This window comes from Rhodococcus sp. IEGM 1241 (genome assembly GCF_033142365.1).
Classification (GTDB): domain Bacteria; phylum Actinomycetota; class Actinomycetes; order Mycobacteriales; family Mycobacteriaceae; genus Rhodococcus_F; species Rhodococcus_F erythropolis.
Map to the genome: position 1 here is coordinate 262,466 of NZ_JAWLSE010000006.1, position 15,709 is coordinate 278,174.

The 15,709-nt window shown below is 62.5% G+C and carries 14 protein-coding genes; 8 read left to right on the forward strand and 6 right to left on the reverse strand.

The window, feature by feature from the left end:
- The first annotated feature begins 3 nt into the window (after nt 1-3).
- Nucleotides 4-852 (forward strand): ABC transporter permease, encoded by an 849-nt coding sequence (locus R4P70_RS25420; RefSeq protein WP_003943943.1) that lies wholly within the window; start codon nt 4-6, stop codon nt 850-852.
- Here R4P70_RS25420 and R4P70_RS25425 read toward each other — a convergent pair whose 3' ends face one another.
- The 3 genes from R4P70_RS25425 to rfbB all read right to left on the reverse strand — a co-directional run bounded on the left by R4P70_RS25425 (nt 853) and on the right by rfbB (nt 5,412).
- A complete protein-coding gene (locus R4P70_RS25425; RefSeq protein WP_317832384.1) occupies nt 853-2,421 on the reverse strand; it encodes a glycosyltransferase family 39 protein in 1,569 nt (522 codons plus the stop codon).
- A gap of 3 nt (nt 2,422-2,424) precedes the next feature.
- Nucleotides 2,425-4,326, reverse strand: a complete 1,902-nt coding sequence (locus R4P70_RS25430) for a glycosyltransferase (protein ID WP_166501646.1) — start codon at nt 4,324-4,326, stop codon at nt 2,425-2,427.
- An 81-nt stretch (nt 4,327-4,407) separates the two neighbouring features.
- Complete coding sequence (gene rfbB / locus R4P70_RS25435; RefSeq protein WP_317832388.1) at nt 4,408-5,412, reverse strand: dTDP-glucose 4,6-dehydratase; 1,005 nt, start codon at nt 5,410-5,412, stop codon at nt 4,408-4,410.
- A gap of 98 nt (nt 5,413-5,510) precedes the next feature.
- Here rfbB and rfbA point away from each other — a divergent pair, with 98 nt between their 5' ends.
- Genes rfbA through R4P70_RS25455 form a run of 4 tightly spaced genes read left to right on the forward strand, consistent with a single transcriptional unit; the run spans nt 5,511 to nt 9,031 of the window.
- Entirely contained in the window at nt 5,511-6,386 is an 876-nt protein-coding gene (gene rfbA / locus R4P70_RS25440) for a glucose-1-phosphate thymidylyltransferase RfbA (RefSeq protein ID WP_029254225.1), read from the forward strand.
- A gap of 1 nt (nt 6,387) precedes the next feature.
- A complete protein-coding gene (locus R4P70_RS25445) occupies nt 6,388-6,993 on the forward strand; it encodes a dTDP-4-dehydrorhamnose 3,5-epimerase family protein (protein WP_020968128.1) in 606 nt (201 codons plus the stop codon).
- Nucleotides 6,994-7,044: 51 nt separating this feature from the next.
- Nucleotides 7,045-8,136, forward strand: a complete 1,092-nt coding sequence (locus R4P70_RS25450; protein ID WP_317832646.1) for a S1C family serine protease — start codon at nt 7,045-7,047, stop codon at nt 8,134-8,136.
- Between the two features lie 34 nt (nt 8,137-8,170).
- Nucleotides 8,171-9,031: a RimK family alpha-L-glutamate ligase gene (locus R4P70_RS25455; RefSeq protein WP_195791640.1), complete on the forward strand. Its 861-nt coding sequence runs from the start codon at nt 8,171-8,173 to the stop codon at nt 9,029-9,031.
- Here the strand turns inward: R4P70_RS25455 and R4P70_RS25460 are convergent.
- Genes R4P70_RS25460 through R4P70_RS25470 form a run of 3 tightly spaced genes read right to left on the reverse strand, consistent with a single transcriptional unit; the run spans nt 9,017 to nt 11,462 of the window.
- Nucleotides 9,017-9,988, reverse strand: coding sequence for an alpha/beta hydrolase (locus tag R4P70_RS25460; protein ID WP_113683455.1), 972 nt, complete (start codon nt 9,986-9,988; stop codon nt 9,017-9,019). The two genes, R4P70_RS25455 and R4P70_RS25460, sit on opposite strands and share 15 nt — an antisense overlap.
- Before the next feature lie 19 nt (nt 9,989-10,007).
- Nucleotides 10,008-10,934: a PIN domain-containing protein gene (locus R4P70_RS25465; RefSeq protein WP_195791642.1), complete on the reverse strand. Its 927-nt coding sequence runs from the start codon at nt 10,932-10,934 to the stop codon at nt 10,008-10,010.
- A 54-nt stretch (nt 10,935-10,988) separates the two neighbouring features.
- Nucleotides 10,989-11,462 carry a GtrA family protein gene (locus tag R4P70_RS25470; protein WP_074447111.1) on the reverse strand — a complete coding sequence of 158 codons (474 nt, stop codon included), beginning with the start codon at nt 11,460-11,462 and terminating at the stop codon, nt 10,989-10,991.
- A gap of 63 nt (nt 11,463-11,525) precedes the next feature.
- On the opposite strand from R4P70_RS25470, the gene R4P70_RS25475 reads away from it, so the two are divergent.
- From R4P70_RS25475 to R4P70_RS25485, 3 genes are all read left to right on the forward strand, one after another.
- Nucleotides 11,526-12,959 carry an FAD-binding oxidoreductase gene (locus R4P70_RS25475; protein WP_003943934.1) on the forward strand — a complete coding sequence of 478 codons (1,434 nt, stop codon included), beginning with the start codon at nt 11,526-11,528 and terminating at the stop codon, nt 12,957-12,959.
- A complete protein-coding gene (locus tag R4P70_RS25480; protein WP_019746424.1) occupies nt 12,956-13,717 on the forward strand; it encodes a decaprenylphospho-beta-D-erythro-pentofuranosid-2-ulose 2-reductase in 762 nt (253 codons plus the stop codon). The genes R4P70_RS25475 and R4P70_RS25480 overlap by 4 nt, the downstream gene beginning before the upstream one ends.
- 90 nt (nt 13,718-13,807) lie before the next feature.
- Nucleotides 13,808-15,661, forward strand: coding sequence for a galactan 5-O-arabinofuranosyltransferase (locus R4P70_RS25485; protein ID WP_084325026.1), 1,854 nt, complete (start codon nt 13,808-13,810; stop codon nt 15,659-15,661).
- Nucleotides 15,662-15,709 lie beyond the last annotated feature (48 nt).

Below are 15,709 nucleotides of genomic sequence, written 5' to 3' on the forward strand. Positions count from 1 at the left end.
GCTGTGTCTGCCCCAACCCTTGCCGACAAGGCCCCCATAGCGCCGGCGTCCCGCACGTTCGCCCGAGCAATCCAGGATCTGCGCGAGGGTCTCGGCCATCGAGAACTGTGGTTCCATCTCGGGTGGCAGGACATCAAGCAGCGCTACCGACGATCTATCCTCGGACCGTTCTGGATCACTATCGCCACTGGCACCACTGCAGTCGCGATGGGCATCCTCTACTCGTCATTGTTCAATCTGGACGTCGCAGAGTTCCTCCCGTACGTCACTCTTGGCTTCATCGTGTGGAACATGATCTCCGGTGCCATCCTCGAGGGCGCCGAAGTCTTTATTTCCAACGAGGGACTGATCAAACAGCTACCCACGCCGTTGAGCGTTCACGTGTATCGGCTGGTCTGGCGCCAGTTGATTCTCTTCGCCCACAACTTCGTGATCTACATCGTCATTTTGATCGTGTTCCCGAAACAGCTGTCCTGGACGGATCTTTCGTTCATCCCCGCTTTGGCGTTGATCGCGATCAACGCCGTGTGGGTTTCCCTGGTTTTCGGCATCCTCTCCACTCGGTACCGTGACATCGGCCCGTTGCTCGCGAGCGTCGTTCAACTCTTGTTCTTCATGACTCCCATCATCTGGACCGAGAAGTCACTGCAAGGAACAGCCAACGCTGAACGAGCACGAATCGCGGAGCTCAATCCCCTGTATCACTTCCTCGACATCGTGCGAACGCCACTCCTGGGCGGGGACCAGCAGCTATACCACTGGGTCATCGTGCTCGCCGTCACCGTCGTCGGGTGGGGCCTGGCACTTCTGGCCATGCGCAACTACCGTTCACGCGTCGCGTACTGGGTGTAGTCACCTGCGTGTGGAAGGAACCATCCGCACGATCTGTAGGTGGTGCAGCGGTGTCGCTGTTTCGACAACGAACCCTCGCGCTGAAAGTTGCGTGAACAGTTCCGTGTCGATGAAATGGAATGGCTCGAAATTCCACACGACATTGGCCGTATGAAGCAGTGCCTCATAGCTCTGACGCTCACCGTCGGTGACGACCCACACGGTCTGGCAGCTCTGTGCCCGTTCGGCCGTCTCGTCCACTGAATATTCGGAATCCCACAGCTCGTCGATCGAGTTCGCATCATGCTCGAGGCCGACATCTCGCAAACCTTCGATCGAGTCAGGCCGCACCTCGGCGACAGCATGCAACGAACTCGGCGCCCAGGACACCACCGGCTGGAACGCGACGCAATCGCCCGCATTCGCATTGGCTTTCAGAAAGTCCGCAGCCGTGCTGTAGTCCATCCCACCCGATTTTCCCCACGGCTCTCGCTGGCCGACGTACGCAGGCAGAGACGCCGCAGCAAGAAGTATCACCGCCGCCGAGGCCAGGACCCAGCTCGACGCCAGGCGGCTGATCATGACACCCAGCAGCAAGGCCACACCCGGCGCAGTGAATATGACGTACCGATCGATGTAGATGTTTCCCAGGACGAACGAATAGACGAGAAACAGCGCCATCGGGACCAAAATCCACACCAGTGCGACAGTCGACGCACCGCGATCCCCGACAGTCCACCGACTGGGTGCGAAGAAATAGCCCGCAGTCCCTGAGAGCACGATGATCCCCGCTGCGACAGCAAACAACGGACTCGAAAGGAACCATTGGTCAACGGCGATCGTCGTGAAAATGTGCCGATCCAAAGGTGGTATCCAACTGACTTGCCTCGATTGTCCGAGTGACAGGGCGATCAGCGGGGACACAAGCAGGACCGCAGACGCGGAAGCACCGACAAAACACAACCCGTTGAGGCGACTCCGCTTCGAATCGGCGTCCGGAATCACCTTGGCCCCGAACACCACGATGACAGCGTGCACCAGTAGCAGCGCGGCGCTGTAGAGAAACAGCGCTACAGAGACAGCAGCCAACACGCCGTACAGGATCCACCACGCTCGCTTCGACGTTCGTAGCGAACACACGAGCACCAGCATTGTGACCGTGGACAATGCCAACACCATTGCATACGAGCGTGCCTCGGTGGCTGCCCAGGTAACTCGGGGAAACACCATGAAAGTGACGCCGACGATAACGCCGAGTCTGGTACCCCCGAACATCCGCGCCAGCGCTACCAACGCTGCCGTCGCGATTCCGACTGCCAGCGCACTCGGTGCTCGCGCAGAGAATTCCGATAACCCGAAAACCTGAAACCACCCGTGGATCAGCACGTAATAGAGCCCATGGACCGCATCCACGTGTCCGAGGGTTGCCAGCGTCGAACGCAGCGATCGGTCTGCCATCGAGACCGTCGCCGCTTCGTCCCACCAGAACGACGGACGACCGGACCACGCGCCACCCACGACGGTGGCCGTGAGCCCCAGTAGAGCCGGCAAGCGCCACTGGGCCAACCTCTGCCCCAGCGGGAGGGCCACAAGCTATCCGATCTTGTTTCCGTACAAGCGCGTCCAGTTCTCGGCGCTCGTGAGGCGCGGCATGGCGTCCGAGTACGCCTTCTTCATCTCAGGTGCTCGCTTGCGCAGCTCCCAACAGACTTTGGCCGCTCGCTTGGCCAACTCGGTGGCCTGCTTCTTGTTGCGCCGACGGACGCGGACGCCGTTCTGCGACGCGTCCGTGACAGCTGCATTTTCGAACAATGACACATGCCACCAGTCGCCGAAGATCGCAGGAACCGTTACCGGTCGACGGTCGACACGCCCAGTCCACTGTTGAACTACACGCTTGAGAAGCACCAGACCCTCGCGGTTCTCGTCGGGCTCGAACTCCCACACCGTCATCTGCGTATGTGGATCGGCCTCCGCACCGACTGCCGAGGCCGGCTGCATTTTCGTCTCAGGGTATTCATTACGTAGAGCGCGAACGTCGACAAGAGCAGACTGCCCGCCGTCGTTGAGGAAGTCAGGCCCCTGCAGGAAATCCTCAGCCGCCTTGACGAATGTTGCCGCCAACCCGTACTGCATTCCCACGATGAGCTGAGTGATCTTGCGTAACAAGAACTTCGAGATCACCTTACCGTCGAACGGGCCGTAGATCGAAGAAACGATCAACCCATTTCGAATGCTGAAGTACCGGGACCAGTCGTCGTAATCCTTCAGATGGAAATCCGCGTGCCAGACACCGGCATTGGGCAGAGTAATCGTCGGGTGGCCGGCGAAGCGCGCTCGGATTCCGTACTCGATGTCATCCCACTGGAAGAAAAGGGGTATCGGCAAGCCCAGCTCGGAGATGATCTCGGCCGGCAGCAGGCAAGTCCACCAACCATTCCAGCCCGCGTCGAAGCGCATCTCCTGCTTCTTCTTCAACAGGTCGACGCCCATCATCGCGCCAGGAGTCAGGACCCCGGCCTTGAGCTCGTCGAGAACCTCTCGCTCCGCACTGACATGCAACATGGTCGGATTGTTCAGTGACAACATCTGAGCCCCGACGATTGCCGGCTCGACCGTCATGTTTGCGAATGCATTCATCCTGAGCACCGATTCGGGCTCGCAGAGAATGTCGTCGTCCATGAGGATGACGTTGGCGTGCTCAGAACCTGACGAGGAAGTGATTTCGAGCATTCCACGCGAGAAACCGCCCGCGCCACCAAGATTCGGCTGTGTCAGATAGATCAACTTCTTGCCGAGATCATGCGCGACAGTCTTGAAACGATCCCTGGATTGAACCTGATCCGTGCCCTGATCGACCACACAGACGGCGTCGATACCGGTCATCGCACCCGCATCGGACGCCATGGTTGCAACGGTTTCGACACAGTCGTCGGCGCGATTGAAAGTGCAGATGACAACAGCCGCCGGGCGTATGAACTCTGGGGCCGAGACAGTCCATGACACGCCGGAAACGACAGCTGAACCTTTGGTCGCGACGAATTCCAACCACATCGCCCCGCCGTCGACGAAATGAGCGAGCGGCGCGTCGATCGCGAGTTCACCAGATCCGGCGACCGAGTGAAGTGAAATCGTCCTCTTGCGTCCGCGCACATCCGATGCATGCAGGCTGACGTCGAGCCCACCGTCGCCGACGTAGCTCAGCTGAATCCGCACCGAACTCACACGCGTCCACCGCTGCCAGAAACTGGCAGCAAATCGTCCGAAATACGTGTTGGTGCTCGCGGTCGCCGCTTCGCCCAATGTCAGAGAATGCCGATCGACGATCGCATCTCCCTTGGTAACGACATACATTGCCTCTGGCACCTTGGGGGACATCGATCGGAAGATGCCACGCTGGACCAGAAATCGATCCCCGTGTGGATGCTCGACCATTACCTCGTCAAGCACAGCCGTGTCATTTGCGACCGGCGTATCCGCGGAGGCCTCGTTCATCTACTGATCCCTACCGTTGTTGATGTAGCTACATCTGAGCACGTATCGGGCTCGAGGGTATCAACCGCGGCAGCCGGAGGTTCAGCGGACGACGGATTCTCCGGCTGAATACGTTGCCTCGACGCCGGCCTTCTGCGGACGCCACCACTGCTCGTTGTCGCGATACCACTCGACGGTGGCTTCCAGTCCGCTTCGGAAATCGCGGTACTGCGGCTTCCACCCAAGCTCCTGCTGCAGTCGCGTCGAGTCGATCGCATACCGCAGATCGTGACCAGGGCGGTCGGTGACGAAGTCGAAATCGTCCGGCTTGCGTCCGAAAATTTCGAGCAGAGCCGCAATCACCGTCCGGTTGTCGGTTTCACCGTCGGCGCCGATCAGATAAGTCTCGCCGGACTTTCCGCGGTCCAGGATGTCCCAGACGGCGCGGTTGTGGTCTTCGACGTGAATCCAGTCGCGGACGTTGCGACCTTCCCCGTACAACCGCGGACGCACCCCGTCGAGCAGATTGGTGATCTGGCGTGGGATGAACTTCTCCACATGCTGGTACGGGCCGTAATTGTTGGAGCAGTTGGAGATGGTCGCCGCGATCCCGAACGAGCGCACCCAGGCACGCACGAACAGATCACTCGACGCCTTGGACGCCGAGTACGGACTCGACGGGTTGTACGGTGTCGTCTCCGTGAACTTCGCCGGATCATCCAGTTCGAGGTCGCCGTACACCTCGTCGGTGGAAATGTGGTGATAACGGACCCCGTGTGAACGCACTGCCTGCAGGAGCGAGAAAGTGCCCATGACGTTGGTGCGCAGAAACGGTTCGGGGTCGGCGAGGGAATTGTCGTTGTGGCTTTCGGCGGCGAAGTGCACGACTGCGTCGGAGCGCGAGACAAGATCGTCGACCAGCGGCTCGTCGGCCACGTTGCCGTGAACAAACGTGATCCGGTCCTCGACGGACGCCAGGGACTCGCGATTTCCGGCGTAGGTCAGAGCGTCGAGAATCGTGACTTCCACGTCGGGACGCGTCGACACCGTCTGATGAACGAAATTGGCACCGATGAAGCCGGCACCCCCGGTGACCAGTAGTCGCACTTCATCTCCTCAGGTTCATCGAACGAACTCCCACTTTAGCGGCAGAATTCGCCATGTCCCGTTTGCATCGGCAGGCAGGAGTGCAGGACACTGCACGCATGCGCGGAATCATTCTGGCCGGTGGCACCGGGTCGCGGTTGCACCCGATCACCCTCGGAGTGAGCAAGCAACTCTTGCCTGTCTACGACAAGCCGATGATCTATTACCCGCTCTCCACTCTCATGCTCGCGGACATTCGCGACATCTTGATCATCACGACTCCACACGACGCCGAGCAATTCCGTCGAGTTCTCGGCGACGGCTCACAATTCGGTGTGAATCTCACGTACGCGATCCAGCACGAACCCAACGGCCTCGCAACGGCATTCACCCTCGGCGCGGATCACATCGGATCGGAATCCGTGGCGCTCGTCCTCGGCGACAACATCTTCTACGGCCCCGGTCTCGGAACTCAACTCAGGCGTTTCTCCGATATCGACGGTGGCGCCGTGTTCGCTTACTGGGTATCGAATCCGACCGCCTACGGCGTCGTCGAATTCGACGACTCGGGTCGAGCAGTGTCCATCGAGGAAAAACCGACGTCACCGAAATCCAATTACGCGGTCCCTGGCCTCTACTTCTACGACAGCGACGTCGTCGACATCGCACGCACGCTGAAGCCCTCTGCGCGTGGCGAATACGAAATCAGCGACATCAATCAGCGCTATCTCGAAGCAGGCAAACTCTCTGTCGACGTGCTCCCCCGCGGAACGGCGTGGCTCGACACCGGAACACCCGATTCCCTGCTCGAGGCTGCAAACTACGTGAGGACCATCGAACACCGCCAGGGTCTCAAGATCGGTTCACCCGAAGAGGTCGCGTGGCGTCAGGGATTCATCGACTCCGACCAATTGCGCACTCAGGCAGAAGCATTGGGCAAATCCGGGTACGGCCACTACCTACTCGAACTGATCGAGCACGGCAAGGAATGGTGACGTGGAAATTCGTCCACTGAAGATCGCTGGAGCGTGGGAGATTACGCCGAAGCAGTTCGGCGACCACCGCGGCGTCTTTCTCGAATGGTTCAAAAGCTCTACCTTCACCGCCGCGACCGGCCGCACACTCGACCTGGCCCAGGCCAACTGCTCCGTTTCCGAAGCCGGCAGCCTCCGCGGGATCCACTTCACGGACAATCCGCCCGGACAGGCGAAATACATCACCTGCGTGAAAGGTGCCTTCCTCGACGTTGTCGTAGACCTACGGGTCGGATCACCGACCTTCGGCGAGTGGGATGCGGTGGTGATCGACGACGTCGATCGACGAGCGGTGTTCCTGGCGGAAGGCCTCGGCCACGCGATCCTTTCACTCGAGGACGGATCGACAGTGATGTACCTGTGCAGCATCGAATACTCTCCCAACCTGGACCGCGACCTCGATCCCTTCGATCCTGAACTCGCGATCGAATGGCCGAAGACGGACCGTAATGGCGACCCCCTGACCTACGAGCTCTCCGCAAAGGACGCCGCCGCACCGTCCCTGGCGACGCTCCGCGCGGACGGTCTGTTGCCCGGTTTTGTGGCCGAAGATTCGCCGAATCGGTAATCTTCACCTTTCACACTCGATGGGATGACGACCGGCGGGACGGACGGCTGGATGACCAAACGTGCGGGCAGACGCGGTCTGTGGACGGCCGCCGTTCTCGCAGCCGGACTCGGCGCCCTCGCACTGGTCGCACCGCCTCTGACGCCTGGCACGATCGAGTCCGCACCGGTCACGGTTATCACCACCACCCCACCGGCGCCGGTTGTTCCGCTCACCCCGGAGGAGCTCTCGGCCCTGGTGGTCCCCACCATCGTCACCATCACCGCGCCGGCCGGATTCACCACCACCGCCGGAACCGGGATCGTGCTCTCCCCTGACGGAGTTGTGCTCACGAATCACCACGTCATCAGCGGGGCCTCGGACGTCACTGCCGTCAGCATGTCCAACGGACTGATCTACGACGCCGAGATCCTCGGGTACGACAGCGTCAGCGACCTTGCCGTCCTTCGACTCGCGGGCGCCACGGATCTGCCGGTGGCTGTGGTCGGCAAATCAGCAGAAGCCACTCGTAGGGATGCCGTCACCGCAATCGGAAATGCGGAAGGCGGCGGAGTACCCGTCCCAGCTCCCGGCGTCATCACCAACCTCGGTGTCACCGTCAACACCCGCAACGTGTCCGACGGATCGCGAAACCAGTTGAAGGGCCTCATCGAGGTAGACGCGGACATCCGGCCGGGCGATTCCGGTGGCCCCCTGGTCAATGCCGTTGGCGAGCTGATCGGCGTCAGCAGTGCGGGCAACGCCGTCACCGACCGCACCGAAACCTCGCCGGCGCCTCAGTCCTACGCGATACCGATCGACACCGCGCTACCGATCGTCGAGCAGGTACTCGGTGGCCGCTCCTCCGAAACCGTGCGTGTGGGACCGACGCCCGTGCTCGGTGTCGCAGTCAAGGATCACGCGGAGATGCCGGCCGGCGCGGAAGTTGTTGCCGTGAGCTTCGATTCGCCGGCCGAGCGGGTGGGGCTGACCAAAGGTGCGGTCATCACCGAGTTCGGTGGCAGCCGGATCGCGTCGTCCGCTGATCTCAACGCGGCGATGAGCTCACGCCGCCCCGGCGACACCGTCGCAGTGACGTGGGTGGACGCAACGGGGCAACCCGGGACCGGTTCCCTGGTCCTCGACGAGGGGCCACCTCGCTAGTCGGACAAGGCGCCAGCCGTGAAAGCATCGTGGCATGACCACGGTTCTCCTGCTCACCTGTGACGGCGCCGCCCGCGAGGCGGATGTCGAAAGCAAACTCGTCGTGGAAGCTCTCACCTCCTACGGCATCGCGTCGACGATGGCGCCGTGGTCGAGCCGGTCCCTCCTCGATATCGACGCCGACCTGGTTCTGATCCGGTCGACCTGGGACTACACCCAGCGCCTCGACGAATTTCTTGCCGTTCTCGATCAGCTGACCGCCCCGATCGCCAACCCGCTCCCGATCGTCGAGTGGAACGCCCACAAGGGATACCTCACCGAACTTGCCGCGGCCGGCGTACCTATCGTTCCAACCGCTGTGATCGCTGCCGGAAAGCGCGAAACACTCACCCTCCCTTCGTTCGAGGGTGCCGAGGTCATCGTCAAGCCTGCAGTGTCCGCCGGCGCTGTCGGAGTGGGAAAGTTTGCCGCCGGGTCCGCGAAGGCCCACGCTCACCTCAGCTCAATCCTCGAGAGTGGCAACGACGCGTTGGTCCAGCCCTTCATCTCGGACGTCGTCGACGGCGAGCGCTCGATCATCCACCTCGGCGGACGCTACTCCCATGCCGTCCGGAAAATCCCGGCCACCAACGACTTCCGCGTGCAGGAATTCCACGGCGGAACCAACCACCTCCACGAGCCGTCCGCCGCCGAACTCGCGGTGGCCGACGCGGCACTGGCCGCGACCCCATGCGGCCCCGGCGAATTGCTTTACGCGCGTGTGGACGTCGTGGGTCCGGTGGATCAACCACTGCTCATGGAAGTGGAACTGATCGAGCCCGAACTCTTTCTGCCATTCGCCCCTGGATCTGCCGACGCCCTCGCACGGGCAGTTGTCGCGTCACTGCGCACGTGACTCCTGGGGCGGGACCGCATCGAGCCTGGTGCGAATGAACCTGGCGACGTCGCGTAACGCAGCCCGGCTCTCCGGCAAGCCAGGCCACACGGCGGGAAACGCGTGAACCTGGCCGTTCCAGATCTGCAGCGAGCACGGCACCCCCGCGGCGGCGAGCCGTTGCGCCATCACCTCCGAATCGACTCTGAGCACCTCGGATTCGGCGGCAATCAGCAACGACGGCGGCAAAGCGGCAAGATCGCCGTCGACGGGCGAGTTCGTCTGTCCGCCAAGCTTTCCGATCGCCATCAATGCCGACACCGGGGCGATCACGTCGCGTCGAGCGTTGGCATGGACCGATTTGGTGGTGCAATCGAGATCGAGGAGCGGCGAGAGGCCGACAAGACCGGCCGGAACCTCGAGCCCCGCGGAAACTGCTGCAAGCGCCGTCGCGAAGACCAGGAAACCTCCGGCCGAATCACCAACGAAGACAACCTTTTCCGGCAAGGCTCCCTGTTCGAGGAGCCACCGGTACGCATCCAGGCAGTCGTCGACGGACCCGCTGATGCTCGTGCTCGGCAACTGCCGATATGCGATGTGCAGGACCGGAAGGCCGGTTCGCTTGGCGATGCCGGCAACGACCGGCCGATGCGTGTTGAGCCCGCAGCACATGAACCCGCCGCCGTGCAGGTAGAGAACTACACCCTCGCGCAGATCAGCCGTCGAGCCTGCCGTGCGCACGAGTTCGCCGTCGAAACCTGGAAAACGAATCGCTTCCCGATCGATCCCGGAGGGAATGCGTACACCCGCGGCCGAGTCCAGAACTGCGGCGCGGCGCATTGCGCCAGGCGTCAGCGGCGCGATCCCAACTACGGGCCGAAGCATCCATCGACACGCGTTGTAGAGGACCTGCGATTCGATACTCGGCCTGCCGTATCGAGTTCCGGTCCTACGACTGACTGTCGGCAACAGAGACATCTGTCCAGATTAGAAGCGATCAGGCACCGAAGAGGTCGACTTCGTCGAGATCGTCGACGATCGTGACCTTTCGTTTCCGCCCGCCGATGACCTTGCCCAGGCCGCGCAGTCCACCGGACTGAGCTTTCGGGGCGGGTTCGATGCGCTGCGGCGCAACTCTCGTCCGCGCTGCGCGCTGTACGGGCTTGGGTGCGGGAGCTGATGCCGGTGCCTCCGGAGCGATGGGCGCCGCCGGAACCTCGGGTTCGGGAATCTCTGTTGGAACGACCGCTTCCGGCTCCACGAAGCCCTGAGCAACCGGGGCCTCGGGCGCGACCTCAGCGACCTCAGTCACCTGCTCCACCTGCACCGGTCCGTCGATCACCGGGATGTCCGACGCCCAGCGGACCCGATACTCGAGGCCGCGCGACGCCAGTTCACGTGCGAGATCCGCGTGCCAGACCCCGTCTTCGCCGTCGCCGTATGCCCGCGCGTCGGAACTGACCCAGATGACGTCGACCTCCGGGTTGCGGTCGGCGAGATCGAGCACGGTCAGCCAGTTCAGCGTCGCCGGGTAGCCGTCTCGCTTCTTCTTGTCGGTATAGGGCCGACGCAGCGAGATCGCCCTCTCGGCCACCTCGAGATGCGACACGTCGACTGGATCGACCACTTCGACGCCGATCGCCACGAGGTCTTCGATCACGTCGTCGACGTAGCCGTCGGCCTTGTCGTGAGCAGCGTCGACGAACCTCGTGAGGTCGCGCCGCAACCCCAGTCGGTCGTACATGCGCGCCTGGACGCTCAGGGCCGCGATCATCTCCGCCGATTCCTCGCGGTAGCGGCTCGCAACTTCGAGTACGACCAATCGCGGCACGACGACGCGGTGTCCGAGTGCGCGAGCGTCGGCGATGGCGGCGTCGAACCGTGCGCCCCTGGTCAGGGCCGAAGAATCGAGAACGATGATCATGGGCTCGATTCTCTCTCGAGAAACCGGACGAATGCGCTAATCCACCCCGAACCGTTACTTGATCTTGAAGATCACTGCCCGCTGAACGATGAAGTTGATGACCGTCGCGGTGCCCTGCGCGATGACGAAGGCCAGCGGTGTCCGCCACCAATGCTCGTCGAAGACATGGACCATCAGTTCGTTGAGTCCGACCTGAACCGCAAAAGTGACCGCGTACAGCGCAACTACAGCGATGAAGCGGGCGCGAGAAGGCTCGGCCTTGAACGTCCACCGACGATTGATGAGGTACGCCGTCGTGGTGCCCGCAACGAAGCTCAGCGATTTTGCGGCGACGCGCGGCAACCCCAACGCGAGGAGCAGCACATACAGCCCGTAGTCCACGACCGCCGACAGCCCACCCGTCGCGACGAACCGGACGATCTGCGTTTTCAGGTCCAGCGCGTCGTCGGCGATGTCCGTCGTGACAGGAATCTCGACGGGCAGCGGGACATGGGGTTCGTGCTGGTGACTTGCAGGTGTTTCGGGCACGACGACGAGAGTAACCACTCGAGTCGGAGCCGTCGGCACTACTCCCAGGTAACCTCTACCTTGATGTCCACGACAGCAGAAGAGACGCCGCAGCCGGCTCTCCACACCCAAGCCCGCACCCTCACCGGTTGGGGACGCACCGCCGCCACCACCGCACAGGTGCTGTCCACCCCCGACGTGGAAGTGATCGCCAACGCGGTCGCCCAGGTTGCGGAACAGAACGATTCCAAGCCATCGCATCTGCGACGCGGCGTCATCGCGCGTGGCCTCGGCCGCTCGTACGGCGACCCGGCGCAGAACGCCGGCGGGCTGGTCATCGACATGAATGCACTCAGCCGCATTCATCGCATCGATCGCGACACCGCCCTGGTGGACGTCGACGCCGGTGTGAATCTGGATCAGCTGATGAAGGCTGCTCTGCCGTTCGGCCTGTGGGTTCCGGTCCTGCCGGGTACTCGCCAGGTCACGATCGGCGGCGCCATCGGCTCGGACATCCACGGCAAGAACCACCACAGCGCAGGTAGCTTCGGCAACCACGTCGTGTCGTTGGATCTACTGACGGCCGACGGCAAGGTTCGCACGCTCACCCCCAAGGGCGGGCGCAACGACCCGAAGGCCGCACTGTTCTGGGCCACGATCGGCGGCATGGGCCTGACGGGCATCATCTTGCGGGCAACCATCAAGATGACACCGACCGAGACGGCGTACTTCATCGCCGACGGCGACGTCACCAACAGCCTCGACGAGACCATCGCGCTGCACAGCGACGGCAGCGAGGCCAACTACGAGTACTCGAGCGCCTGGTTCGACGCGATTTCCGCGCCCCCGAAGCTCGGCCGTGCGGCAGTCTCGCGCGGATCTCTGGCGAAGCTCGACCAGCTTCCGGCCAAGCTGCAGAAGAACCCGCTCGCCTTCGATGCGCCGCAGTTGCTGACGTTCCCCGACGTCTTCCCCAACGGGCTGGCCAACAAGTTCAACTTCACCGCGATCGGTGAGGTCTGGTTCCGCAAGTCCGGCAAGTACCGCGGCAAGGTCCAGAATCTGACGCAGTTCTACCACCCGCTCGACATGTTCGGTGAGTGGAACCGGGCGTACGGATCCAACGGATTCCTGCAGTACCAGTTCGTGGTTCCGCCGGAGGCCGTCGACGAATTCAAGAAGATCATCGTCGACATCCAGCGCAGCGGGCACTACTCGTTCCTCAACGTGTTCAAGCTCTTCGGCGAGGGCAATCAGGCGCCGCTGAGCTTCCCGATCCCGGGCTGGAACATCTGCGTCGACTTCCGCATCAAGCCGGGCCTGAACGAGTTCGTCACCGAACTCGACAAGCGTGTCCTCGAATTCGGTGGGCGCCTGTACACGGCCAAGGATTCGCGGACGTCCGCGGAGACTTTCCACGCCATGTACCCGCGCATCGACGAGTGGATCGCGACGCGCCGCAAGTACGACCCCACAGGCGTTTTCGCCTCCGATATGTCCAGAAGGCTGGAACTGTGATCAACGCTGTAGGTAACCCGCAAACCGTTTTGCTTCTCGGTGGAACCTCCGAGATCGGCCTCGCCATCTGTGAGGAATACCTGAAGAAGGCGCCGCTCCGCGTCATTCTTGCGGCACTTCCCGGCGATCCGGGACGCGAAGCTGCGGTCAAGCAGCTCGAAGCGAAGGGTGCCACCTCGGTGGAGCTCATCGACTTCGACGCCGTTGATTTCGAATCGCACCCGAAGGTGATCGACCAGGCGTTCTCGAACGGGGACGTCGACGTCGCGATCGTCGCCTTCGCATTGGACGGTGACTCCGAAGAGCTGTGGCAGAACCAGCGCAAGGCGGTTCTGGTCGCAAACGTGAACTACACCGCATCCGTCTCGGTCGGTGTACTTCTCGGCGAGAAGATGAAGGCTCAGGGCTTCGGCAAGATCATCGCGATGTCGTCGGTTGCCGGCGAGCGCGTCAAGCGTGCCAACTTCGTCTACGGCTCCACCAAGGCGGGCCTCGACGGTTTCTACCTCGGACTCGGCGAGGCTCTCGCGGAATTCGGACCGCAGGTCACCGTCGTCCGTCCCGGCATGGTGCGCACGCAGTTCAGTGCCCACGTCAAGGAAGCTCCGCTGACGGTCAACAAGGACATCGTCGCGAAGCTCGCTGTTGCCGCCTCGGACAAGGGCAAGGAAATCGTCTGGACTCCCGGCCCGTGGCGTTTCGTCATGATGGGTCTTCGCCACGTGCCGCGCCCGATCTTCCGGAAGTTGCCGGTTTAAGCTCCTCCCGTGCCAGAAACAACAACTGCTCCGAGTACAGAACTTTCGACCCCGTCGCCGTGGCGTAATGCCGCGGCGACGGTGGTGGAAATGGCCCTCGGAGCGCTGGTCGCCGCTGTTGTAGCCGCTGTCGGGCTCTTTGCTTTCGGCCGAGTGCAGTGGCCGGCGTTCACGTCTTCCAACGTCACGCAGGCCGTCACGACGGTGCTGCAGGTGCTCTGCATCGCAGTGGTCGGTGTTGCGGTTCTGATGTTCCGCGCCCGCAAGGCCGAGCGGGTCGCAAAACTCCTCTCGTGGGCCGGGCTCTCCGGTTTCGTCACCACGACGCTCGGACTTCCCCTGGCCGCGACGAGTCTGTATCTGCACGGCGTCTCGGTCGATCAGCAGTTCCGGACCGAGTACCTGACCCGGCTGACGGATTCGGCTGCGCTGCAGGACATGACGTACGTGGATCTGCCGCCGTTCTACCCGGCCGGCTGGTTCTGGATCGGTGGACGCGTCGCGAACCTGCTGGGCATGGACGGTTGGGAAGCCTTCAAGCCCTACGCGATCGGCTCGCTGGCTGTCGTCGCCGTCGTTGCACTCGTGTTGTGGACCAAGCTGATTCGACGCGATTGGGCCGTAGTCGCAGCGTTGGCCGTCACTGCCGTCGTGTTGGCGTACAACTCCCCCGAGGCGTACGGCGCCGTCATCAACCTCCTGATCCCGCCGGTGCTGATCCTGGCGTGGGGGGCTCTCGATCGCCCGGGTGCCTCTCGATTTGCCGGAGCCGGCGCAATTCTCGGGACCGGCCTGTTCCTCGGTTTTGCCGCAACCGTCTACACGCTGTACCTCGGATTCGCCGCATTCGCCGTGACTCTGATGGCAGTCGTTGCCGCAGTACTTGCCGCCCGCGCTCAGAACACGTGGAAAGCCGCACTGGGTCCCCTTGTCAGGCTCGCTGTCATCGCCGTGATCTCCGGACTGGTCGCTCTGACGGTCTGGGCGCCCTACCTGTTGAAGGCACTCTCGGGTGCCACTGCAGAATCCGGCACGGCAATGCACTACCTCCCCGATTCCGGTGCGGTACTGCCCTTCCCGATGCTGAGCTTCACCCTCGTCGGCGGACTGTGCCTACTCGGCACGGTCTGGCTGATTTCTCGTTTCCTCTTCTCCCGCCGCGCCCGGGCACTCGGTATCGGTGTCATTGCCGTGTATCTGTGGGCACTGCTGTCGATGACGTTCACCGTTGCCGGCAGTACGCTCCTCGGTTTCCGACTGGAGCCGGTTCTGATCGGACTCCTTGCGGCCGCCGGCGTGTTCGGATTCTTCGAGTTCGCCGGTTGGATCGTCCTGGCCACCAGCGAAAATCCCCGCGTCAAAGCGGTACTGGTTGCACTCGGTGTCATCGGAGCCATCGCCTTCGCGCAGAACATCCCGCAGGTGCTGGCGCCGGATATCGCTGTGGCATACAGCGATACCGACGGCAACGGCGAGCGCGGGGACAAGCGACCTCCCGGGGCCGAAGCCAATTACGCGGACATCGACCGGATCATCCGCGAACAGTTGGGACGTGAACCCCATGACACGGTGGTACTCACCGCCGACATCGGCTTCCTGAGCTTCTACCCGTACTTCGGTTTCCAAGGTCTGACGTCGCACTACGCAAACCCCCTCGCCGATTTCCGTGCCCGCGCCGCACTGATCGAGCAGTGGTCGGAACTGAAGACCCCTGACGAACTGATAGCTGCGCTGGACGCGTCGCCGTGGCGCAGTCCCGACGCCTTCGTCTTCCGCCAGGGCGCCGACGGGTACACACTGCGGTTGGCCGAGGATGTCTACCCCAACGACCCGAACGTCCGCCGCTACACGGTCACGTTCCCCAAGGAACTGTTCGACGATCCTCGTTTCACAGTCACCGAGCAGGGCCCGTTTGTGGTCGTTACCCGCTCTGACGCGATCTAACCAGGAGATACGTCACAAAAGGCTTACCGTCGGGGTCGTTGACGCGAC

Coding starts and splice junctions, on each gene's coding strand:
- R4P70_RS25430 (WP_166501646.1), bottom strand. CDS start 4,326: ATGAACGAGGCCTCCGCGGATACGCCGGTCGCAAATGACACGGCTGTG.
- rfbA (WP_029254225.1), top strand. CDS start 5,511: ATGCGCGGAATCATTCTGGCCGGTGGCACCGGGTCGCGGTTGCACCCG.
- R4P70_RS25450 (WP_317832646.1), top strand. CDS start 7,045: ATGACCAAACGTGCGGGCAGACGCGGTCTGTGGACGGCCGCCGTTCTC.
- R4P70_RS25455 (WP_195791640.1), top strand. CDS start 8,171: ATGACCACGGTTCTCCTGCTCACCTGTGACGGCGCCGCCCGCGAGGCG.
- R4P70_RS25460 (WP_113683455.1), bottom strand. CDS start 9,988: ATGTCTCTGTTGCCGACAGTCAGTCGTAGGACCGGAACTCGATACGGC.
- R4P70_RS25465 (WP_195791642.1), bottom strand. CDS start 10,934: ATGATCATCGTTCTCGATTCTTCGGCCCTGACCAGGGGCGCACGGTTC.
- R4P70_RS25475 (WP_003943934.1), top strand. CDS start 11,526: ATGTCCACGACAGCAGAAGAGACGCCGCAGCCGGCTCTCCACACCCAA.
- R4P70_RS25485 (WP_084325026.1), top strand. CDS start 13,808: ATGGCCCTCGGAGCGCTGGTCGCCGCTGTTGTAGCCGCTGTCGGGCTC.